This is a genomic window from Streptomyces sp. NPDC059256 (genome assembly GCF_042753785.1).
Classification (GTDB): Bacteria; Actinomycetota; Actinomycetes; order Streptomycetales; family Streptomycetaceae; genus Streptomyces.
The window spans coordinates 119,428-141,474 of record NZ_JBHYZO010000013.1 but is presented as its reverse complement, the minus strand read 5'-3'; the positions used below and the strand labels follow the sequence as shown (position 1 = coordinate 141,474).

The window sequence follows — 22,047 nt, the reverse complement described above, 5'->3', positions numbered from 1 at the left end:
CTCGGCCCGCTCTCCGGCTGTCTCACACGGCCCCGGGCAGTTCCAGATCGATGTCCCCGCGGAGCGCGTCGCCTGCCCGGCTGTCCCCGCTCACCACCGCCAACAGATCCGACAGATTGCGGGCGACGAGCTCACGGTACGGATGCTGGGTCAGACCGAGTTCGTCGAACCCCTCCAAGGTGGACTCCTCCAGGTCCGCGGCCTCCTCGAACTCTCCGCGCGCCGCGAGGGTGCCCGCGAGGCTGGACGCGGCGGCCAGCTTCCACGGGTGGGCGAAACCGAGCCGGGCCTCCAACTGCTCCAGTGCGGTGCGCCCTTCGTCCAGGGCTTCGTCCGGTCGACCGCTTCCGCGCAGATGTACGCCATGGCGCACCCGGCACAGCTGGGTGTAGGGATGATCGGTGCCCAAGGTGTCGCCGAGTGCCTGTAGACAGATCGCGGACTCCTGGAGTGCCGCCTCGTGCTTGCCCAACTCATAGAGGTCGATCGCGAGGCTGTAGCGGGTGCGCAGAGTGACGATGTGCCGCTCGCCGAGGTACCGCAGACAGTCCGCCAGCACCCGGCCGTCACGCTCATGGGCCCGTCCGATCCGCCCGAAGCGCCGCTCGCCCACCGCGAGCCCGTTCTCGGCGCGCAACTCATCGGCGTCCGGAGCCGACGAAGGGGACATCGCACTGCGGTACGCCAGGAACCCCCGCAGCAGAGTGGACGACTCCCGGTTCTGCCCGAGCGCTCGGTGGGTGCCCGCGAGGGTGTTGGCGATCTGCCAGGCGCGCGGGTCGTCCGGTCCTCCGATGGCCCGCCGGCGGTTGAACTGGTCCTGGAGCAACTGGAGGGCGGTCGGCGCATCGCCCGCCAATGCCTCGCTGAGCGCCAGATTGTGTTCGACCTGGTCCGTCGCACGGTGCTGGGGCCCCAACAGCGCCAAGAGGCCCCGGTGGACGTGGCGCCCTTCGAAGAGGGCGTCGGTGAAGTGTCCGTCCGCCCGCAGGATCGCACCGTACGCATCGGCACAGAGCAGGGTCCGCGGGTGGTGGGTGCCGAACGAGGCCCGGTATCCGCGGAGGGCGACCCGTGCGTGTCGGCTGGCCTCGGGATACTCCGAACTGTTGCGCAACGCACGGGCGAGCAGCGTCTGGAGCCTCAAGTACTCGGCGGAGTTGGGAGAGTCGGCCCAGGCCGACTCGGCCCGACGTCCCAACTCCAGCGCCTCGGCCAGCCGCAGTACGTCGTCGGAGCGAGTGAGCACCCCGAGGTGGTCGAGGAGCCAGCGCTGTACCGGCGGTCGCTGGTCCTCCCAGATCCTCAGCGCGGTCAGCTGTCCCGTCTGCGAGGCGCTCAGCTGTCGCTCGCCGCCCTGCCCTCCGCTGGTCGCCACGGCAGGGCCGCCGTCCTGCGCCGCGGTGGCGCCGGGGGAGTACCCGCCGACCACGGCCCGTAGCTCGCGCTCTCGGACCTTGCGCTCCGTGTCGCCCATGCGGGTCAACACCGCCTCGCGCAGTACCTGGTGCATCCGCACCGGGCGCCCCGGGCGGGCGAAGTCGACCTCGATCAGACCGAGGCCCGACAGCGCCCACAGTGCCACGTCCACCATGAGCTCATCGCTGACCATGGCGGCGGGCTCCGGTGGACCCAAGGCTCCTCCGGTGCGGTGCGCGAGTGCCCACAGCATTTGTGGGGAGCGCAGCAGGGCAAGATCGGCGCCGGCACCGGTCAGCAGGGCGCAGCACTCCAACACCCACCCCAGGGCTGTGGCGCCACCGTGCTCCTGCGCCCATGCCTGGGCTGCTTCGGTCAGTCCGATGGAGCGGATGGCCACCTCCAGCACCACCCGTGGCAGCGGCACCTTCCTCTCGTGCGCCAAGAGATCCGTCTGGGCGGTCGTGAACGCCTGGTCGAAGCGTTCGGCAGCCCGCAGGACGGCTTCGCTCCGCGAACGGTTCTCCGCCTCGTGACGGGCGGCGTCCATGTCGAGCCAGGCGGCGGCCAGCGCGACCGTCAGCGGTAGATGACCGACTGTCTGGCCGATCCGCTCGCACAGGTGGCTGGGTAGTTGGTCCACCGCCGACGTCAGCAGTGCACGGCTCTCCTCCGCGGAGAAGGGTGCCACCTCCACCACGTGCCCGGACGCGTCCTGATCACCGAGCCTGGCGGTGATCAGGACATGGCCCCCGCCCCGGCTGGTCGGGAGCAGGTTCTGCGCCGAAAGGGCCGCTGCGTCGCGCACGTCGTCGTACACCAGGAGCCAATCCCCGCTGCCCGGACTGCCGAGATGGGCCAGGACCCGGGGCACGGGGTCCCCGACCGTGGGCAGGCCCAGGCGTTCGGCCAGGGAGGTGAGCCCTCGGCGAACCGAAGCCGGGCCGTCGCCCGGCACCCACCACACCAGGTCGTAGTCGCCCCGGAAGCGATGGCAGAACTCCAGGGCGATCTGGCTCTTGCCGATGCCCGGCTGCCCGAGCAGCAGACCGCAACTGCGCGAGACGGCGGCTGCGGCCAAGGTCTCCCGCACTTCCTCGAAGAGGGCGTCCCGGCCGATAAAGGCGTTGTTGCGGGGCCACAGATTGTTGTCACGCGGCATCCGGGGAAAGCGGTGAACGGATTCGGACAGTGCGGGACCGGGCAGATGCAGACTCTCCCGGAGCGCGATCACGGCCTCCGCCTCCGAGACGTGCCGCAGCACGATCTGCTCGTGGTGAGAGAGCTCTCGCGGCAGGACTTCCTCATCGACGAGCACCATCCGTACATCCGGATGCGAGAGATCGGCCAACAACTCGGCCTTCGAGCTGGCCACCCCCAGTGGCGAGACGACGAGCAGCATCGACCCGGGCAGCGGAGGCTCTCCGATGAAGGGGGCGAACCCGCTCCGCGAAACCTCGACCCCGCACGACTCCAGCTGGCCGGCGATCCACTCCGCCCAGGCGATGTGTCGAGGTGTGTGGAGCAGCGTGACCCGGCTCAACTCCACCGGTTGGGTGCGGGCGAGTTCGTCGGCGAGCTGGACGAAGCGGGGTCGCAGCCCGCTGTCGGAGCCCGGGTCCTCCTCCTGTACGGCCAGTCGATCCAGTTGGGCGTAGAGCGACTCGTACGGGAACTCGACGTAGTGGGCACCCGCTCCGTCGCTCAGCTCCTCGAAGTTCTCCCGCACCAGCGCCCGGGCGGTACGCAGTTGGTCGTACATCCGGCTGTCCGCGCGCAGACCGATGGCGAGCACGCCGATCTGCCCCACCGCTCGTTGTCTGACCCTGCGGGCGAGTGCCGCCGCGTTCTCCACCCGCCAGGAGTTGAGGGGGAAGCACGTGGCGAGGACGTGGGGCAGGCCGGCCAGGACGGTGTACTCCTCGTCATGGCGCGGCACGGGCGCGTCGATGAGGACCTCGTCGTAGCGCAGGAGGAGCAACGGGTCGAGCCGGGAGAGGCCGGGCACGTCGTCGAGCGTCAGGAGGTCGACGCGCAGGGGGCGGCCGTGGAGGGAGACGTCCCATATCGAAGGCGGCGGAAGCGCGGCCCCCGACGATCTGGTCGAATCCGGGTCGCTGTTGGGCGTGCCCGCGGAGAGTGAACCGAGATAGTGAAAGGCCCTGATGTCCGACTGCCGGGTGTCCACGATCAGCACACGACGCCCCGATTCGGCCATGACCAGGGCGACATTGACCACCGTCGTGGTCTGCCCGATGTTCTCGGCGGTAGAGCAGAAGAGGGTCACCCGGGTACGGCCGTTGTCACGGCCGGCATCGGACAAGATCGACATCGTCGTTGGCTCCATGGTCGGGATCACCGGGGCCGGGGATCTCTGCGGGATCTGTGAAGGCGTCAGATGAGGTCCTGATAGTCCGCGGTGAAGATGCGGTCCGGCCGTTCGGCCACTTCATGGAGTCTGCGCAGGGTGAAACCCAACGCGGATTGGGGAAGTTGTGCGATCTTTTCAAATGGCAGTCCAGAAAGATCGACCAATGGGGAATCGAGATCATTCGGTGCCTCGGCCGGCTCCGTCATCGGGAGATCGACCACCCTTCTCGCGAGATTCACAGAAACCGGTCACAAGGCGGGGGCAACACGCGCGTACATTGTAACGCTGAGTCAGCTCACTCCGCCAGGTTCCAGGAGAACCGACGGACGCCCCACGGAAGCTGGCATTCCTGTACGACGGCCGATTCCTGACCTTGACGGGCCAATCAGCCGCTGAAAATACTGAATCCACGCCATCCGTCGGACTGGGCGGGCCAGAGCTCCTTCACGAGAGGTGCACGCACCGTGCAGTACGTGAATCCAGCCCGACCAGAAGAGATTCCGTTCCGCAATTTCGTGATCAAAATCCATGGCAGATGTGATCTCGCCTGTGACTATTGCTATATGTACCGCAGTGTCGATCAGGTCTGGCGCACACAACCGCGCACGATGTCACCCGCGGTGATGGAGTCCACGGCGCGGCGCATCGGCGAACACGCCCGCACCCATGGACTTGGCGCCCTGGGAATCGTTCTGCACGGCGGTGAACCGCTGCTGGCGGGCAGGGAATTCATCAGCAGTGCGGTGAGAGCGATTCGCCGCGAAGTGGATGAGACGGTTCAGCTCACCTATGCGATTCAGACCAATGGGGTCCGGCTCGACGAGGAATACCTCGCACTCTTCGCCGAACTCGACGTCAGGGTCGGCATCAGCATGGACGGCGACCGCACCGCGCACGACCGCCACCGTCGACGAGCCGACGGCCGCGGTAGTCACGCCCAGGTGGCCGCGGCGGTGCACCGAATCGCCGAAGGCCCCTACCGTCCCCTGTTCAGCGGGCTCTTGTGCACCATCGACCTCGACAACGACCCGGTGCGCACCTATCGCGCGCTCCTGCGCCACCGCCCGCCCATGGTGGATTTCCTGCTTCCGCACGGCAACTGGTCCACGCCGCCACCGGGGCGGAATCCAGCCAGCGCCGATACGCCATACGCCGACTGGCTGATCGAGGTGTTCGAACAGTGGTACGGCGCACCGGTCCAGGAGACCCGGGTGAGAATCCTGGAACAGATCGTCGCGCTGCTCCTCGGTGGACGCGCCGTCGTGGAGGGACTCGGTCTGGAGCCCTTGGGCTACGTCGTCATCGAGACCGACGGCTCCATCAGCCAGGACGACACCCTGCGCACGACCTATCCGGGCGCCGCCGCCACCGCGCTGCACGTACTGAGGGACCCCTTCGACCGGGCACTGAACCACTCCGCACTGGTGGCGAGGCGCTCAGGACTCGCCGCACTCGCGACCGGTTGCCAAAGCTGCCGGCTACGACGGGTCTGCGGCGGTGGACACTACGCCCACCGGTATCGAGCGGACGGCACCGGCTTCGTCAATCCCAGCGTCTACTGCCCCGATCTGACCGCGCTCATCGACCATGTGCGGCGACGGGTGGCGCAGGATGTCGACCGACTCCGCGCGGCCCCTGCACCCACCGAAACGCCGTCACGATGAACCCTCCGCATACCCCGCACGAGCCCGCCCCTCCTCACCACCGGCTCGACGGCGCTGTGTTCCACGAGATCGCATCCGGAAACGGTGGCCCCCGGGCACTCTCCCTGCTGCGCAATGCCGAGTACAGCCGGCGGGTCGTCCTCGCCCGGGCCGTGGTCGAACAGGCCGAACTGCGAGGCGGGACGCTCGCCGCACAGGCGCGCGACGCATGGTCACTGCTGGGTGCGGCGCACCGCCGGGCCCCTGCCGTGGTCCATGAGGTGTTGACGTACCCCTCCGTCGGGCCCGCCCAACTCTGGGCCCTCAACCAACTGATGACCGATCGATCCACGGCGGGTCCACCGCCCTCGCTCGATGCCCTGACCGCAGTGGCGGCGGCGGCAGCCGTGCGTACCGGGCTGCCGGCCGCCGTCCGGTTGACGGTCCACAGCGGGGGGCTGCTCCTGCCGTCGTTGGGGCGTGCCCGCTTCCCCCTGGCATCCGACGGCGAACCGGCCCTGGTGTCGACCACAGGCGGTTCGCCGACCGTTCAGTGCGGCGCCACGATGGTGCGGATCCCCAGGGAACGGTCCGACCACGCCCTCTCACACGAGGATGCCGGCACGCCCTGGCTGGCCCTGCGCGCACTTCTCGCTCCAACCGACGGCCCGGCACTCCTGCTGGATGACCTCGATCCGCACCTCCTCCCCGGCGGTGGGCATCCAGGGAGGTTGACCGCGTGTCAGTGGCAGCGGTGGCGGTGTGTCTTCGAAGAGGCGTGGCAACTCCTGCACACCGTTCATCCGGGGCAGGCGGTCGAGGCCCGATCCGCGTACCGTGCGATCGTGCCGACCGGTGCGCCCACCGACCGCAACATCTCCAGCAGTTCGGACGAGGCGTTCGGTTGCTCGGTTCTCTCGGTCCCGCGTTCCCCCCTCGATCTGGCCCTGGCGCTGGTGCACGAACTCCAGCACAACAAGCTCAGCGCACTCACCCACCTCGTCGACCTCGTCGTACGAGAATCGGGCGTACTCTTCTACGCGCCCTGGCGCGAGGACCCCCGCCCCCCGGGCGGGCTGCTGCACGGTGTGTACGCACACATGGGAGTGGCTCAGTTCTGGCGACGGCAGCGCCGGGCGTCGTTGGACAGAGCAACCGCCTGGCGGGCTGTGGTGGAGTTCGCGCGGTGGCGGGACGCCGCCAAGGAGGCCAACGAGACGCTGTTGGCGGGCGGATGTCTCACCGAAGCCGGGCGGAGGTTCGCCGAGCAGATGCGCAGCACACTCGCGGAACTGGCCCGGGAGCCGGTACCTCGTGCGGCGATGGCACGGGCGAGGGAACTCGGTGATGAGCACCGCGATCGCTGGCTCCTCGACCACGGTGCGCGGTGGTGAGGACTGCGGACTCCACTGCCCGGCGGCCAACTCGTCCTGCCTGCACCGGCAGGTGACTGCGCATGCGTGTCCTGTGGGTGTCGGCGTGGGAAACGCAGCGAGGCCCTGGAACCCGTGACAAGACGGATTCCAGGGCCTCAGCTGAGCAGTCTTCAATGAGCTGATGAAGCCTCAATAGGCGACCTAGTAGGCCCCGAAGACATTGTCGATCGAACCGTATCGGTCAGCTGCGTAGTTGCATGCGGCCGTGATGTTGGCGACCGGGTCATAGCTGTTTGTCGAAGTTCCGGGAACGTGGTAGGCGCGGAACGTCGGGTCAATGACCTGGAGGAGACCCTTGGAAGGGGTTCCGGCTATCGCGTTGGAGTCCCAGTTGTTGATCGCCAGAGGGTTGCCCGACGATTCACGAATGATGTTCCGGTGAATTCCCTCGTAGGTTCCCGGAATGCCGTGCTCGGCCATGACGGCAAGGGATTCCTTGATCCAGCCGTCGAGGTTGTTGGCGTAGGTCACAGCCGCGGCCGGGGCGCTGTACGCCACGGGCTCGGCAGCGATCGTGGCCGTCTTGGCAGTGCTTTCCGGGGCCTTGCTGCCGACCTTGCCAAGAGAGAGCTTGAGACCGGGGTGGATCAGCGAGGGATCGTCGCCGACGGCCTCGCGGTTCTGCTCGTACAGGCTCTCCCAGCCGCCGCTCAGCTGGTGGTCCGCCGCGATCTGGGAGAGGGAGTCACCCGCGACCACGGAGTACGTCTTGGCGGTGACCTGCTTGCTGACCTGCTGCTGGGCGATGACTGCCGGGGCGGCCTTGGTGCTGGTCGGCTGAGCCGCGTGGGCGGTGGCCGTGCCCAGGGCGGGGATGGCGAGCAGGGCCCCGCTTGCCCCGAGGACCATGAGGCCCTTGGCGATTGAACTGTTCTGCGGGCGGCGGTGCTTACCGAATGCAGGCATGGCGAATTTCCTCTCCGTCGCCTGCGAGGTGAGCTGTCGGATTCGGGCTGGAGATGCCCGGTCGCACACTGCGCGACTTCACCCCAAGCCGTTCCATTGCTGGACGGCGACTTACCTGGTTCCCCCGCTCCTGCCATACGTGAGTGAGTGGGATTTATTGGACGGTGGCAGGATTCGGCGGTCCGTCCGGATTCGAGGATGACCGTAGACGAGAGAACGGGAATGGAACAAGACTCGAATTCCGTTCGGATGGCTATTGGATCATTTCCTGCCTCGGAGCTCTCCCTTTTGGGATTTCGCCCGGATGCTCAACTTTCCTTCTGTGAAGGCGTTGTGGGGTTGCTAGGAAAGATCAATTCTTTGCCCTGCGTGACCCAAGTCACGCAATTTCTCGTTACCTGATAGAGATGATCCTTTGCGGGGCTTGCCCATTCAGTGTGGCGAGAGCCCTTAAGAGGGCAATTCAGACTTAATGGGGCAGATTCTTCGCGTCGTACGGGTGTGGCGTCGTGGCGGCGGGGGCTGGCGAGCAGGTGCGTGTCAGTGGCCCGACTCGATCCGGCAGGAAGTCTCGACGTCGCTCTGCGGGCGTCGGTCAGTCGCCTGTCGGCGGGGAGGGGCGGCGGCTCGTGGGGGTGTCCCGCCCGTCGCGCGGTGTGGGAACGGGTATGGGCGGGCAGCGCCGGCAGGTGGTCTGAATCCCGGACGGTCGAGCGGGCCGATGGGTCGGTGGCGGGAGTGGGCCGCGCCGGTGGTGGGGGCGTTGAAGTGCCGGCAGCCCCTCGTGGGCTGCTAACCCTCCGGGTGCTCGGTTCGAGGGTCGGCGTCCATGGTGGCCCTCAGCTGGGCGAGGATGCCTTGGAGTCGGTCGAGTAGCTCGGGTGGGTGCTCGGCCAGGATGGCGTCCTGTCGTGCGTTCACGGACTCGAAGAAGGACCGGGCGAGCTCTTTCGACTGGACGCTGGCGCGCAGGGTGACGATGCGGCGGTCGCTGTGCTCGCGGGAACGCGAGATGTAGCCCGCGCGTTCCAGGCGGTTCAGCAGGGTGGTCATGGCGCCCGATGTCAGGGAGATACGCCTGCTGAGCAGGGCGGGAGACAGCGGTGTGCCGGACTCCTCGGCCGAGGCGATCTCCAGCAGGGCGAAGGCGTCCGTGGAGTGCACGCCCAACGTCACGGCGAAGCGCCGGCCGAGTTCGGTGAAGCTCGCGCCGTAGGCGCGGAGCTCCTCCGCCAGTCGTTCCCGCTGGGCCGCGACACCGTCGGGCGTCATCGACTCCTCCATCGAGGCGCCTCCTCTGCTTCCTCGCGCCGACGAGCCATGACGACGCATTGACAACCTATCGTCGATCACATTACCTTCACCGCGAAGTTACTTTACGGTGGAGGTATCTAGTGGTTGCTCCTTCTTCCCCCGCCCGGCGTTGGCTCGGTCTGATCGCCATCGCGGCCGGTGTGGCCCTCATCGTGGTCGACACCACGATCGTCAATGTGATCGTCCCGCCGATGATCGAGGACATCGGCATCAGCTCGGTCCAGGTGCAGTGGATCCAGGAGTCCTACGCCATCGTCCTCGCGGCGCTGCTCCTGCTGGCGGGACGGTTCGCCGACCTCCTGGGTGCGCGTCGCGTCTTCATCGCGGGTGTGGTGGTGTTCGGCGCCACCAGCGTGGTGGCGGGGCTGGCGCCCACCGGTGAATGGTTGATCCTGGCCCGATTCCTCCAAGGGGTCGGCGCGGCCATGATCCTGCCCACCTCCCTGGCCCTACTGAACGCCACCTTCACGGGCAAGGAACGTGGGCAGGCGTTCGCCGTCTGGGGGTCGACCATCGGCGCCGCCGCCGCACTCGGCCCGCTGTTGGGCGGATGGCTCGCCGAGCACGCTTCGTGGCGGTGGGCCTTCGGCATCAACGTCCCCCTCTCGGCACTGATCGTGGCGGGTGCCTTCGCCTGGCTCGCCCCCTCGCCGCGCAGCCGTGGCCGGGTGGACGCGCTGAGTGGAGCGCTGTCCGTACTCGGGGTCGGGCTGTTGGCCTTCGGGCTCGTCGAAGGACGGACCTACGGCTGGATTACCGTCATTCGACCGCTGGAGATGTGGGGTTTCTCGTGGTCGAGTGGCCCCTCGCCCGCGCTGCTGGCGCTGGTGCTCTCGGTTCTGGTGCTCCAGGTCTTCTTCCGCAGGCAGAAGGCGCTCACTCGGGGCGACGGTGCGGGCGCCCTGATGGACGTCCGACTGTTCTCGATCGCCTCGTTCCGCAACGGCAATGTCGTCACCGTGATCATCGGGCTCGGTGAGTTCGGCATCATCGCGGTGCTCCCGCTCTGGCTCCAGTTCACCCTGGGGTACAGCGCGCTCCAAGCGGGGCTCGCCCTGGTCCCCCTTGCGGTGGGCAGTTTTGTGGCGAGCGGGGCGAGCTTCGGTATGACTGCCAAGGTCTCGCCGCTGGACCAGGTGCGCATCGGTCTGGTGTTGGAGGTGGTCGCGCTGGCTTGGCTCGGGCTGATGGCCGCCACGGATAGCTCATGGTGGTCCATCGCGCTGGTCCTCTTCCTGTACGGCATCGGCGTGGGCTTCGCCACGGCCCAGGTCACCCATGTCGTACTTGCCGAGGTTCCCGAGCGCAGTGCCGGACAGGCATCGGGTATGCAGAGCGCCTTCCGCGAACTCGGGGCGGCCCTGGGCATCGCCGTGCTCACCACGGTCTTCTTCACCACACTCAGTGCAGATCTACGGGCCAGTCTCACGCGCATCGAGGTGCCTGCCGCGCAGGCCGAGGAGTTCACCCGGGCCGTCACCGACAGTGCGGGAGCGGCGATCGGGCCCCTCGCGGCGGATCCGCGGACCGCTGCGGTCGCCGACGCGGCCGATGCCGCGATGACCTTGAGCATCTCCATCGGCAGCTATGTCGCGGCCGGATTGATTGCGCTCGGGTTGGTGGCGACCGTGCTCATCTCCCCTGCGCGACCGACGCGGGCCGTCCGGGAGCGCGCGGACACGGTGCGGAGCTGACTCCCGGCTCCCGTGTGTGGGGCGGGACCTCCGTGGTGGAACGGCGCCCCCTCGGGCTCTGCGCAGTGGGCGTCAGCCCAGGCGGGTGCCCGTACGCCCGAGGATGTGGGGCGGCGCGGAGATACCCGCATTGAGTGTGGAATCCGGCTGCGGCTCGCCGAAGGTGGTCACCAACGGCAGGGTGCCCGCCCACAGGCCGAGTGCGGCGTCCGGCCCGTCCCCGTCGTCCGGGTCTCCGGTACGGATCTTCACGGAGGCTTCCGCCAGGGAGAGGGCGAGGAGCGTGGTGGCGGCGAGCTCCTTCTTGTTGGGGCGGCGGGCGTAGTCCCACTGGCCGGGAGTGGCCTGCTCCGTCAGACATCGCAGGCCGGCCAGCTTCTCCTCGGGATCCACGACCACACGCGGTACGCCGTAGATCATGGCGCTGCGGTAGTTCACACCGTGCTCGAACACCGACCGGGCCAGTACCAGACCGTCCACCTGGGTGACCGTGACGCAGACGCTCGCATCCGGCGCGGCTATGAGGCTCCGGCTGGCGACGGAGCCGTGGAAGTACAGATGGAGGCCGTCAGCTCCGTACACGGTCGGCACGACCATCGTCTGACCGTCGAGGACCACACCGAAGTGGCACATGAAGCCCGAGCTCAACAGGGAGTCCAGAGCCTGGCGGTCGTTGCTCCCCTGGTCCCGCAGTCGGCGATGGCGGGTGCGTTCGGTCGTGGGCAGCTCGGGCGGCAGCGGGCTCTGCGTCACATCGGCTCTTTCATCGGACCGGATGGGCGGGCTCCTTGGCGGAGCCCGAAGGGTAGGGGCGACCTCTACTCTTTCGGTCAGATGCTAACGATATCGCTTGAGAATTTTCTAGATACAGTGGTAAATCGAAGCCAAGAATCGCTGAAACAACGAAATCCGTTGTCCCTGAGGTGGTCGCGAAGCTGCCGGGGAAGCCCGACGGTGGCCGGAGAGTAGATGCCTCCGGCCACCGTCGGTGTGCGGGTGATGCCTCAGAAGTACAACTTCCAGCTGTCGATGTACCCTGCCGCTCCCTCGTAGGGCCCCTGGGTCGCCCGGAGTTTCCAGACGCCGTTGGCGACCTCCGCGGAGGCGTCGACGGCGACCGTGCCCTGGTAGAGGTTCGGTCCTTCGATCCCGCCGTACGCACCCGCGATGGGGTAGACGGTCCCGTCGGGGGCGATCAGTTCCAGACTCGCCGAGTTGGCCAGCATGAGGTTCGTGTCGATCGTCAGGATGTTGGGGGCGTTGCCCGGTACCCCGCTGACCGTGATGGAGGAGGCAGCCTGGGCAGGGGTGCCGGTGAGGGGGTGGTCGGTGATGTTCTCGAACTCGGGCCCGGGGGGCCTCGGGGTCGGGTTCCCCGAGCGCTGGCCCACGTTCACCGCTCCCCAGGCATCCGTCACCCGCTGGTGGACCGTGGAGCCTGCTCCGTACAGATCGGCGGCGGCGGCGAGGGTCGCGGTACGTGCCCCCGCGTAGTTGGTGGTCGAGGTCATATAGACGGTGAGCGCCCGGTACCAGATCCGTTCGGCCGCGGCCCGGCCGATCCGGGCGACCGGCAGTCCGTCGTGCGTGGGGCTGTCGTACTGGACCCCGTTGACGGTCTTTGCGCCGCTGCCCTCGGACAGCAGGTAGAACCAGTGATTGGCCGGACCCGCCGTGTACCAGTCACGCCGGCCCGAGTCGATGCGGGGGTGCCAGTAGTCCGTGTGCATCGCGGTCTTGGACGGCCGGTCCATGTTGCGGACCATCCAGGGCCAACCCGTCGTGTCGACCTTCTCCTTGATGATGTAGTCGCCCGGGTCATGGTCGTTGTCCGCGTGGAACTCCACCGCGGTGGCGAAGATGTCACTGCTCGCCTCCGCCAGGCCGCCCGCCTCGCCGAAGTAGTACAGCTTCGCGGTCTGGGCGGTGAGGCCGTGTGCCCACTCGTGTGCGGTCACGTCGAGGGAGGTGTGCGGCGCGGTGCCGCCGTCGCCGTGGGTCACACAGAAACAGGAGTCCTGCCAGAACGCGCTGCGGTAGTCGGTTCCGTAGTGGATCCGGGAGGTTCCGCCGTCCCCGTCGTTTCGCAGCCCGTAGCGGTTGTGCTTCTCGGCGAAGTAGTCCCAGGTCACCTGAGCGCCATAGGCGGCGTCCACACCATCCGTCTGGCGGTTCGCGGCGGTTCCATCGCCCCAGACGTCGTCGGTGTCGGTCAGGACGGTACCGACCGCGTCCCACCCCCACTTTCCGTTGAGGTCGAGCGTACGGTGGCTGCCGCGCTCGGTGTCGGTGAGGTTGAAGAACGATCCGAAGCGGGAGCTGCCCACGGTGACCGGTCCACTGTGCTGACTGTGGCCGCTGCCCTTTCTCACCCCGTCGTAGCGGTGGAGCTCGGCGCCCGTCGTGCCATGGGTGATCACATGGAGTTCGCTGGGAGCCCCGTCGTCCTGGATGCCGTTGATCACGGTCTCCCAGGCCAGGACGGGCCGACCGGTGGCCGCCCACACCACCGCTCTCGGTGCGCCCGCGGGTGCCGTCTTCGCGATGCCGAACCCCTTGGCGCGGGCGAGCGAGGAACGGGTGGCGGAGGCAGCGGACCGTACGGGAGTGGTGCTCGGGACCGCGATCCGGGCCTGGGTCGCCCTGGTCACGCTCTTCACGGTGCCCGATGCAGTGGTGTGGACCACGAGGTCGCCACCGAGCACGGGAATGCCGTTGAAGGTGCGCTCGTAGCGGGTGTGGACGGTGCCGTCGGCGTCCCTGAGCACACTGCGCGGCACCAGCCGCTCCTTGCTACCCAGCCCGATGGCCCGTTCGGTTGCTGCTCGGTCGGCTCCGGCCCTCGCCAGGAGGCCCTTCTGCTGCGCCGGGGTGAGTTGGGCGGGTAAGGCGCCGGCCCGGGGCGACGGTGCGGGCTGCCCGGGCGCCGCCGCTGACGAGGGGGACGCCCCCGCCGTGGTGGTCGGCAGGGCTACGACGAGCAGACTCGCGGCGGCGACGAGGGCGCCGATGGCCGATGTCTGGAGGGAAGACCGTCTCAACGGAAACTCCTTCTGTGGCGGCCGTGTGGTGGCCGTGTGGCGACCGGAACAGGACTGGCCGGCGCGGGGCGCCGATGGAGAACGGGCGAAAGCGCAGTTCTTCGACGAAGTCATACGGGCGCCGACGCTCATGGCTGCGCCAGGGCCTCTGGGCGGCCAGGACCGGGCCGCCCTTGTAAGCCCTGAGGAATGGTGGCATCAGTGGGGAGGGTTGGGCGGTTGTGACCAACGAGGTTGGCCGTATCCTTTCGGCCTCGCCTGCACCGAACTCTGTGCGAGGGTGATCCGAAGGGAACGCCGGTGCCGGAGCAGGCGCCCGAGGCGGGGTTGTCCACGGGGATCTCCACCGGGCGATGACCCGCTCCCACCTCGCGGTTGACCGGTTGAGGATGCTCCACCGTCCATGGCGATGAGTGCGGGCCATCAGGGGGCAGCGCTGCGACGAGCCGCCCGTGCAAGCCCCGCCCCCTGCTCCGTTATCACCGCGGGTGGGGCCGAACTCGCTCCCTCGGCGCCCGGACGAACAAGGTGGACCGCCGTCAGGAGCACGGAAGCAACCCCTACACAACCTCGCCGTCCACAACGCCCGCGCTGCACGACGGCGACGCCACGACGAGGCACGGTGATCCGGCCACGTCAGGGGCACCCCCTACGGGTAGCCAACCCCACGCGTACAGCACCTGGTTGATACCTGAGGGGCATACGGGTCCCTGTGAACGACGCGGTCCGGGAAGTCACCAACGGACGATGGAGACATCCCAACGATGGAAGGAAACATCGTGACCTCAGAGATGTCCTCAGGTGTGACCGAGGACTCCGACAGACCCCGAAGGCACCGCAGCAGACGGGCCTCGGGCCACCCCGCCAGGCGTGGCGTACTCATGGCCGCGGGCACCGTGCTCGCCCTCGTCGGCTCGCTCGGCGCGGCGGTTGCCGCCCCCGCCGTCGGTCAGCGCTCCGCCCCGGCCGACACCACCTCGAACCGGGGCGCCGCCCTGACGCCGAACGGATTCTGGCGCATGGACGGCTACGGCATGATCGTCGGAGTCCGCGACGGAGTGCTGCGTGCCTGGGAGACCACGGCGATCAGCTGCCAGAGCTCCCTCACCGCACAGCAACAAGGCACCCCCGGCGCCAACGGCTCGGTTCGATACGGGACCGACGGTCTGATCCTGACGGTACGGCCCAAGGCCGCCCAGCACGCGACCCTCAGCATCGACGGTTCCGTGGGAACCCGTGGACTCCGTCGGATCACCGCACTGCCCGCGCTCTGCGGCCAGCCGCAGCAATCCGGCCCGGTGGCGACGTTCGATGTGTTCTGGCAGACGTTCAAGGAGAACTACGCGTTCTTCCACCGCCGCGGTGTGGACTGGGACGCGGTCCGCACCCAGTACCGGCCCAAGGTCCACGCCGGGACCACACCCAATGAACTCTTCGACATCCTCAGCGCCATGACCGCGCCGTTGCAGGACGCCCATGTGTCCCTCGCCGCGGACACCCCCGAACTCACCCGTGAGTCCCGGACGATCAAGGACGGAACCGTCGGCCCCACCCAGGAGTACGACGACCAGATCCGTGCCTTCATCGAGCGCCGTGACCTCGGTGGAACGCCCCTCCAGGACTATGCACAGGGCGCCATCGGCTATGCGGACCTTCCCGGTGGCATCGGGTATCTGCGGATCAACCGGTTCGTCGCCTACTCGCCCGACGGCGGTTACGACAACGACAGCGCAGAACTCGACCGCGCGCTGGACCAGATCATCACCCAGGCGCGTACCACCGGACGGACCGCGTGGCGCGGCCTGATCGTCGACGTGCGGGTCAACGCCGGCGGCTCGGACGGACTCGGTCAGCAGATCGCGGCCCGACTGACCGACCGGGCCTACACCGCCTACGCCAAGCAGGCGCGCAACGATCCCCAGGACGACACCCGGTTCACCCCGCGGCAAAAGCTCCGTGTCGTGCCGGCGGCGGGCTCGCCCCGCTACACCGGACCTGTCGCGCTCCTGATCAGCGGGTCGACGGTGAGTGCCGGTGAGACCTTCACCATGGCACTGGCCGAACGTCCCGCGGCCACCACTTTGATCGGCGAGAACACCCAGGGCATCCTCTCCGACGTACACGGACGCACGCTGCCCAACGGCTGGCAACTCGGTCTGTCCAACGAGAAGTACACGACCCCCGGGGGAGTCTCCTACGAGGGCCCGGGAGTCTCTCCGGACCTGCGCACACCGGTCTTCACCGACGAGGAGTTGGCCGCTGACCGCGATGCGGCGTTCGACCTCGCCAAGGCGGTGCTCACCCGACGACGCTGACCCTGCGCCCGGTGGCAGGTCCGCGTCGTTGCACCCACCGATGACGCGCAAGTTCGGGGAAGCCCGGGACGACAGCGGACAAAGAGGCAGGGCGCGGAAGGCTGGGAATCCCGCCTCGCGTCCGGCTGAGCCGCCCCACTCGCTGACGGCCTCGTGCCTGATCGACTCCAATGTCCCGGGAGCCCCGCCGGATCTGCCTGACCACCACCCCGGTGGCCTACGGCGGCCCTGATCGCGCAGCTCGTCCGGCGCGAGGGTGAACCACCGGCGCGGACACCGTCCACCACCAGCAGTCGGGCCACTGCCCCTCGTCCGACCCCTCAAGCGGTCGCCAGCGAGAGGCGGTGGCCCGACCATGTGTCACACGCCCATGGCGGCCCCGACCATGCGTCATACGCCCATGGCAGCACGGATCTCGACCGGCTCCGGTGCCGGGTCCGCGAACCCGGCAAGGGCGCCGGTCAGGCGCCTCAGGAGTCGAATCCCAACCCGAACCGGTCCAGCGTCCGCAGCCACAGATCCCGCCGGCCGCCGTTGCGGTCCGATCGGTCCAGGGACCGTCGGGTGAGTTCGACCCCGACGTAGCGCACCGGCTCCGGGGGGAACGGCAGCGGCTTGCTGCGCACCATCTCCAGACGGGTGCGTGCAGTCTCCTCGCCGGAGAGCAGATCCAGCATCACCTGTGCCCCGAACCGGCTGGCCGCCACCCCGAGGCCCGTGTAGCCGAGCGCGTAGGCCACCCGGCCGCTCATGGCCTTTCCGTAGAACGCGGTGAACCGCGTACATGTATCGATCGCACCGCCCCAGGCATGGCTGAACTTCACGCCCGCCAACTGCGGGAAGGTGGTGAAGAAGTGTTCCGCGAGTTTGGCGAACGTCTCCGGCCGCTGGTCGAGTTCGTCGCGGAGCCCGTTGCCGTAGTGGTAGATCGCGTCGTAGCCGCCCCACAGGATCCGCTGGTCGTCGGTGAGCCGGTAGTAGTGGAACTGGTTGCCCATGTCCGACATCCCCTGCCGGCCCTTCCACCCCACGGAGGCCAACTGCCCGTCGGTGAGGGGTTCCGTGGTCAGGACGTAGTCGTACACGGGCACCGTGTAGAGGCGCAGCCTACGCAGCAAGGAGGGGAAGACATTGGTGGCCAGCGCCACGCTGCGGGCTCCGATCCGCCCGTACGGTGTGTCGAGGAGAACGCTGAACGAACCCTCGCGCATCGACTGGACCGGTGTGTTCTCGTAGATCCGCACCCCGAGGCGCAGACAGACCTCGCGCAGCCCCCAGACGAGCTTGGCCGGGTCGGTCAGTGCGTAGCCCTCACCGTCGAAGGCGCCCGCGAGGAAGGTGGGGGAGTCCACCTCGGCCCGGATCTCCTCCTGGGACAGGAAGTCGATCCGGCGACCGTGCGCTGCGGCGAGGTCGCACATCGCCCGGATCTCATGGACCTGGTGCGGCTCGGTCGCCGCCCACAGCTTGCCGTCACGGCGAAAGCCGCAGTCGATGCCGTAGCGCCGCAGGGTGTCCTCGATCTCATCGAGGTTGTCCAGCCCCATCCGCTCCAACTCCGCCAACTCGCGCGGCCAGCGTTCGGCGCCGTTGCCGATGCCGTGGGTGAGGCTGGAGGAGACGAAGCCTCCGTTGCGACCCGACGCGGCCCAGCCAGCCGTGCGCGCTTCGACCAGGACGACGTCCGACGACGGGTCTCGCTCCTTGGCGAGCAGTGCGGTCCACAACCCGCTGAAACCACCGCCCACCACCGCGAGATCGCAGGTGGTGTCCTCGGCGAGCGCCGGGGAGGCGTCGGGCGCCTCCTCGCTGTCCAGCCAGTGGCTTCGGGGTGTGGCCTCGGCGAGTGCGCTCGCGTACGGGACGCTCACGGGAATGCCTCCATTCAAGGGCGGTGCTGGGGCTGAAGGGTGTGTGGGGCGGGGTATCGGGCATCGGGGGCTCCGACACCCCGCCCCGGACGTGGGCCGGTGGTCAGTCGGCGATGTACAGGGAGTGCGGGAGCCTCGACATGCTCCGCGCGCCGGATTCGGTGCACAGCACCGTGTCGCCCATCTTGATGCCGAAGCCCTCGTCGGGCAGATGCAGATTGGGTTCGATGGTGAAGGACATGCCCGGGGCCAGGATGTGGTCGTCGCCTTCGACGAGGGTCATCGGCTCCAACCAGCCGGGCGGGTAGGCCACGCCGAGGCTGTAGCCGATGCGGTGACAGCGGCGGCGGACCAGATCCAGTTCACTCAGGACCGCGTTGCAGGCGTCGTCCGGTGCGGGAGCGGGCGCGCCCGGGGCCGAAGCGGTGATCGCCGCCTCCGTCGCCCGTCCCACGCACTCCGCGACCTCCCGCACCCGCTGCGTCGGCTGACCGACCACCGCCGTGCGCATCAGCACCGCGTGATAACGGTGCACCACCCCCGCGAACTCGATGCACACCACGTCGCCGCGGGACAGGGTCCGCCGGGAAGCCATGCCGTGGACCATCGCACTGCGCTCACCGGAGACGACCATCGGCGGGATCGCCGCGTACTCGCTGCCCGCCTCGCCGAGCGCCCTGCTGGCGATGCCGGCGAGTTCGGTCTCGGAGACACCGGGGCGAATCGCGGCGAAGACCTGCTCCATCGCGTAGTCGGCCATCTCGGCGGCCTGCGACTGGTAGGCGATCTCGGCCGGCGACTTGATGAGCCGCTCCTCCGGTACGAGATTGGTCGCATCCACCCAGCGGACGTTCGGCAGCAGGGCGCGCAGCCGGTCCCAGTTGCCGGGCAGGAGGGTGAAGGCGCCCAACTCGATGCCGAGCGTGCCCTGATCGAGACCGCGCTTGCGCACGCTGTCCGCCATCACCTCGATCGAGTCCTCGGTGGCGATGTCGTACACCCGGGGGGAGCGCAGCCAGGACAGCATGTGCACCCCCGGCTCCTCGGTGGTGCGCGTGATGTACTCCGGCTCGGAGTCACTGGAGTCGATGACGAGGACCTGGGGCCACAGGTATCCCACGGAGCTGACGCCGGTCAGCCAGTGGACGACGTCCGGCATGCTGACGAGGAGGCCGTCGAGCCCCTGTTCGGTCATCCGGGAACGCACCCGACGCAGGCGGTCGTCGTACGTGGGCAGGCTGAAGGGGAGTTCCATGGTGGACCTCTCTGTTGTGCGGTGGGGGAGGGACTTCTCTACAGCGCCCAGTGCGGTGCGAGTGCCGCGCGGACCCGGGCGATCGCGGCGTCACCGCGGGTGATGTCGTCGGGTACGTAGGCGATCGGATCGGCGAGCGTGGCTTCCTGGCCGAGGAGTCCTTCCAGGGTGGCGTGCAGGCAGTACGCCGCGTAGCTGCGCGCGTAGCCGCCCTCCTGGGTGAGGACGAGGCGCCCGCCCGTCAACTCCCGGCTGATCTCGCCGAGCAGGGTACCGATGCGGTGGAACCCGGCCATGGTGACGTTGTGTTGGCCGTTGGCGTCGAAGGTGGCGGCGTCCTGGCCCGAGGCCGCGATGATCAGATCCGGCTGGAACTGCCGGAGGACCGGCAGGACGACACGTTCCATGGCGTCGGCGTACGCCCGGTCCCCGGCACCGACGGGCAGTTCGACGTTGACGTTGTATCCGACGCCCGCGTCCCGGCCGAGCTCATCGGGCGAGCCCGTCTGCGGATGGGACGCCCCCCAGGCGCCGTGCGCCATGTGGAGGGAGAACGTGAGGACGTCGGACCGACCGTAGAAGCACTCCTGGGTGCCGTTGCCGTGGTGGACGTCCCAGTCGACGACGGCGACGCGTTCGACGCCGCGTTCACGCGCCCGCTGGGCCGCCAGTGCGGCATGTCCGAAGACGCAGTACCCGTCGGCCTGGGACGGTTGGGCGTGGTGGCCCGGCGGCCGGATCAGTGCGTACGCCACATCACAGGTGCCGTCGAGTACGGCGTCGGTGGCGGCGAGCGCGGTTCCGGCTGCGGCGAGCAGCGGTTCCCAGGAACCACCGGTGACGGTGGTGGTGGACGTCAGCCAGGACCGGGTGCCCGACTCGGCGGCGCAGAACTCGCGCACCCGGTCCACGTACGCCCGGTCGTGGACGCTGGTGAGCTCTGCCTCGGTGGCGAGCCGGCCGGGGTGCCAGACGATCCGGTCCGCGATCGGTCCGCGCTCCAGGACCGACTTCATGTTGCGGATGCGGGGTGCGCTCTCGGGATGCAACTCGGATTCGGCGAGCAGCGCGGAGGGGGCGGCTTCCCAGAACCCCGCGCCTGTGTCGTGGTCGAGGACGCGGGCGTCCCAGAACACATGAACGGTGTCACTCACGGGACTACTCCTGGGAAGGGGTCATCGAGTAGGTGAAGAAGGCCGGCTCGCTGCCGGTGTTCTCCAGGTGGTAGGTCCAGCCGGGTGCGAGATAGACGCAGTCGTCGGGACCGAGGTCGAAGTGGCCCTCGTCCCAGGTCAGACGGAGTTGCCCACGGATGATGAAGTACGTCTCCTCGACCGGCCCGTACCAGTGGTCGCCGTCGGAAACATCGTTGTCACCGCGCGACGACCAGACGTTGGTGCGCTCGCCCGGGTCCATCCAGGCCGCGCCGAGCATCAGATTGGAGCCGTTGCGCTGCTTGGTGATGAGACGGGCGATCCGCACCTTCGTGACGGCCTCGGCCGCCGGTGTCACGGGGACCTCGGAGAGTGCGACGACACTGGGCGGGACCCGGCCGGGCACGTCGGTGGCGGTGGGGGAGATGCTCATATCGAATTCCTCGTGCGTGTGGGTTCTACTGGGTGGGTCGTGCCGGCGAGGTGACCGGTACGAGGGCCGCGTGGTCCACGGGCCAGACGATCCGCGCCGCCGCTCCGGGCGCCGCGGCTCCTTCCTGTCCTGCCGGTTCGCGCAGTTGTGCGCGCACGTTGCATTCCAGCTCGACGGAGATGCGTCGGTGGGCCCCGAAGTAGACGACCTCCGTGACCGTGCCGGCCAGGGCGTTGTGTCCGGGGGGTACGGGTTCGCCGGAGGCCAGCAGTCGCATCCGCTCCGGCCGTACGACGAGTGCGACGTCCTCGGCGGAGCTGGCCGGCGCACCGGCCTTCGGCAGCGTGAGTTCGTATCCCTCGCCGGTGAGCACCCCCGGTGTGGTGCAGCGGCCGGGGAAGACATTGGACTCACCGAGGAACTGGGCCACGAACAGCGTCGCCGGCCGTTCGTACAGCTCCTCGGGGGTGCCGACCTGCTCGATCCGGCCGTCGTTGAACACGGCGATCCGATCCGAGAGGGCGAGCGCCTCCTCCTGGTCGTGGGTGACGAAGACGAAGGTGATGCCCAACTCGCGGTGCATCCGGGAGATCTCCGTCTGGAGCTGCTCGCGCAGCTTCTTGTCCAGGGCGCCCAGCGGCTCGTCCATCAGCAGGACGCGCGGATTGAAGACGACGGCCCGGGCGAGGGCGACCCGCTGCTGCTGACCACCGGACAGCCCGCTCGGCAGCCGGTCCGCCATCGACTCCAACTGCACCATGTGCAGGGCCTCGGTGACCCGGCGCGCGATCTCCGGCTTCGACACCTTGCGCTGTTCCAGGGGGAACGCGACGTTCTTCGCCACGCTCATGTGCGGGAACAGCGCATAGTGCTGGAAGACCATCCCGAGGTCACGCCGGTGTGGCGGCAGATCCGCGACATTCGTGTCGTCGACCGTGATGGATCCCTCGGTCGCCTTGGTGAAACCGGCGATCATGTTGAGCGTGGTGGTCTTGCCCGAACCGGACGGGCCGAGGAAGGTCATGAACTCGCCCACCTCGATGTCCAGCGAGACCTCGTCCACGGCGGCACGCCCCGCGTACCGCTTGGTGAGCCCGCGCAACCGGACCGCGGCGCCGGTACGGGACGAGGCGACCGCGCCGGACCCGGCGGGGGCGTCGGACGAAGTGGCGGTCGTGCCGGCGGTGTCGGCCAT

Annotated in this window: 15 protein-coding genes and 1 riboswitch; of the genes, 4 read left to right on the top strand and 11 right to left on the bottom strand. The window is 68.5% G+C overall.

All coding sequences use genetic code 11. The annotated features are described in order from the left end of the window. Positions 1–22: 22 nt before the first annotated feature. Entirely contained in the window at positions 23–3,751 is a 3,729-nt protein-coding gene (gene fxsT, locus ACFXJL_RS25035; protein ID WP_384695814.1) for an FxSxx-COOH system tetratricopeptide repeat protein, read from the bottom strand. Positions 3,752–3,813: 62 nt separating this feature from the next. Further along, entirely contained in the window at positions 3,814–3,996 is a 183-nt protein-coding gene (locus tag ACFXJL_RS25030; protein WP_329026820.1) for a hypothetical protein, read from the bottom strand. Between the two features lie 357 nt (positions 3,997–4,353). Here ACFXJL_RS25030 and ACFXJL_RS25025 point away from each other — a divergent pair, with 357 nt between their 5' ends. Beyond that, on the top strand, positions 4,354–5,454 hold the full coding sequence (locus ACFXJL_RS25025) for an FxsB family cyclophane-forming radical SAM/SPASM peptide maturase (protein ID WP_384642217.1): 1,101 nt from the start codon (positions 4,354–4,356) through the stop codon (positions 5,452–5,454). Continuing rightward, positions 5,451–6,827 carry an HEXXH motif domain-containing protein gene (locus ACFXJL_RS25020; RefSeq protein ID WP_384695809.1) on the top strand — a complete coding sequence of 459 codons (1,377 nt, stop codon included), beginning with the start codon at positions 5,451–5,453 and terminating at the stop codon, positions 6,825–6,827. The genes ACFXJL_RS25025 and ACFXJL_RS25020 overlap by 4 nt, the downstream gene beginning before the upstream one ends. Before the next feature lie 183 nt (positions 6,828–7,010). Here ACFXJL_RS25020 and ACFXJL_RS25015 read toward each other — a convergent pair whose 3' ends face one another. Then, positions 7,011–7,775, bottom strand: a complete 765-nt coding sequence (locus tag ACFXJL_RS25015; protein WP_384695806.1) for a transglycosylase SLT domain-containing protein — start codon at positions 7,773–7,775, stop codon at positions 7,011–7,013. A gap of 3 nt (positions 7,776–7,778) precedes the next feature. Continuing rightward, positions 7,779–7,935: riboswitch (cyclic di-AMP (ydaO/yuaA leader) on the bottom strand. A 632-nt stretch (positions 7,936–8,567) separates the two neighbouring features. Continuing rightward, the gene (locus tag ACFXJL_RS25010; RefSeq protein ID WP_358879932.1) at positions 8,568–9,059 is read right to left on the bottom strand and encodes a MarR family transcriptional regulator; all 492 of its coding nucleotides are present in this window, start codon (positions 9,057–9,059) and stop codon (positions 8,568–8,570) included. Between the two features lie 110 nt (positions 9,060–9,169). On the opposite strand from ACFXJL_RS25010, the gene ACFXJL_RS25005 reads away from it, so the two are divergent. After that, positions 9,170–10,783, top strand: coding sequence for a DHA2 family efflux MFS transporter permease subunit (locus tag ACFXJL_RS25005; protein WP_384642226.1), 1,614 nt, complete (start codon positions 9,170–9,172; stop codon positions 10,781–10,783). A gap of 72 nt (positions 10,784–10,855) precedes the next feature. On the opposite strand, the gene ACFXJL_RS25000 is transcribed toward ACFXJL_RS25005, so the two are convergent. Both ACFXJL_RS25000 and ACFXJL_RS24995 read right to left on the bottom strand, forming a co-directional pair. Next, positions 10,856–11,536, bottom strand: coding sequence for a pyridoxamine 5'-phosphate oxidase family protein (locus ACFXJL_RS25000; RefSeq protein ID WP_384695803.1), 681 nt, complete (start codon positions 11,534–11,536; stop codon positions 10,856–10,858). A 251-nt stretch (positions 11,537–11,787) separates the two neighbouring features. Continuing rightward, positions 11,788–13,938: a M4 family metallopeptidase gene (locus ACFXJL_RS24995; RefSeq protein WP_384695800.1), complete on the bottom strand. Its 2,151-nt coding sequence runs from the start codon at positions 13,936–13,938 to the stop codon at positions 11,788–11,790. A 767-nt stretch (positions 13,939–14,705) separates the two neighbouring features. On the opposite strand from ACFXJL_RS24995, the gene ACFXJL_RS24990 reads away from it, so the two are divergent. Next, on the top strand, positions 14,706–16,139 hold the full coding sequence (locus tag ACFXJL_RS24990) for a S41 family peptidase (RefSeq protein ID WP_384695881.1): 1,434 nt from the start codon (positions 14,706–14,708) through the stop codon (positions 16,137–16,139). 470 nt (positions 16,140–16,609) lie between these two features. On the opposite strand, the gene ACFXJL_RS24985 is transcribed toward ACFXJL_RS24990, so the two are convergent. From ACFXJL_RS24985 to ACFXJL_RS24965, 5 genes are all read right to left on the bottom strand, one after another. Beyond that, a complete protein-coding gene (locus ACFXJL_RS24985) occupies positions 16,610–18,010 on the bottom strand; it encodes an FAD-dependent oxidoreductase (RefSeq protein WP_358879936.1) in 1,401 nt (466 codons plus the stop codon). Positions 18,011–18,113: 103 nt separating this feature from the next. Then, the gene (locus ACFXJL_RS24980) at positions 18,114–19,265 is read right to left on the bottom strand and encodes a Xaa-Pro peptidase family protein (protein WP_358879937.1); all 1,152 of its coding nucleotides are present in this window, start codon (positions 19,263–19,265) and stop codon (positions 18,114–18,116) included. Between the two features lie 38 nt (positions 19,266–19,303). Next, on the bottom strand, positions 19,304–20,419 hold the full coding sequence (locus tag ACFXJL_RS24975; protein WP_358879938.1) for a hypothetical protein: 1,116 nt from the start codon (positions 20,417–20,419) through the stop codon (positions 19,304–19,306). A 4-nt stretch (positions 20,420–20,423) separates the two neighbouring features. Next, positions 20,424–20,852, bottom strand: a complete 429-nt coding sequence (locus ACFXJL_RS24970; RefSeq protein ID WP_358879939.1) for a cupin domain-containing protein — start codon at positions 20,850–20,852, stop codon at positions 20,424–20,426. A gap of 25 nt (positions 20,853–20,877) precedes the next feature. Next, entirely contained in the window at positions 20,878–22,047 is a 1,170-nt protein-coding gene (locus ACFXJL_RS24965; protein WP_358879940.1) for an ABC transporter ATP-binding protein, read from the bottom strand.

Excerpts from the sequence above, each read along its gene's own strand:
- ACFXJL_RS25030 (WP_329026820.1), bottom strand. The coding sequence starts at position 3,996 with ATGACGGAGCCGGCCGAGGCACCGAATGATCTCGATTCCCCATTGGTC.
- fxsT (WP_384695814.1), bottom strand. The coding sequence starts at position 3,751 with ATGTCGATCTTGTCCGATGCCGGCCGTGACAACGGCCGTACCCGGGTG.
- ACFXJL_RS24995 (WP_384695800.1), bottom strand. The coding sequence starts at position 13,938 with ATGACTTCGTCGAAGAACTGCGCTTTCGCCCGTTCTCCATCGGCGCCC.
- ACFXJL_RS24965 (WP_358879940.1), bottom strand. The coding sequence starts at position 22,047 with ATGGCCGACACCGCCGGCACGACCGCCACTTCGTCCGACGCCCCCGCC.
- ACFXJL_RS25015 (WP_384695806.1), bottom strand. The coding sequence starts at position 7,775 with ATGCCTGCATTCGGTAAGCACCGCCGCCCGCAGAACAGTTCAATCGCC.
- ACFXJL_RS25010 (WP_358879932.1), bottom strand. The coding sequence starts at position 9,059 with ATGGAGGAGTCGATGACGCCCGACGGTGTCGCGGCCCAGCGGGAACGA.
- ACFXJL_RS24990 (WP_384695881.1), top strand. The coding sequence starts at position 14,706 with ATGGCCGCGGGCACCGTGCTCGCCCTCGTCGGCTCGCTCGGCGCGGCG.
- ACFXJL_RS25025 (WP_384642217.1), top strand. The coding sequence starts at position 4,354 with ATGTACCGCAGTGTCGATCAGGTCTGGCGCACACAACCGCGCACGATG.
- ACFXJL_RS24980 (WP_358879937.1), bottom strand. The coding sequence starts at position 19,265 with ATGGAACTCCCCTTCAGCCTGCCCACGTACGACGACCGCCTGCGTCGG.
- ACFXJL_RS25020 (WP_384695809.1), top strand. The coding sequence starts at position 5,451 with ATGAACCCTCCGCATACCCCGCACGAGCCCGCCCCTCCTCACCACCGG.
- ACFXJL_RS24970 (WP_358879939.1), bottom strand. The coding sequence starts at position 20,852 with ATGAGCATCTCCCCCACCGCCACCGACGTGCCCGGCCGGGTCCCGCCC.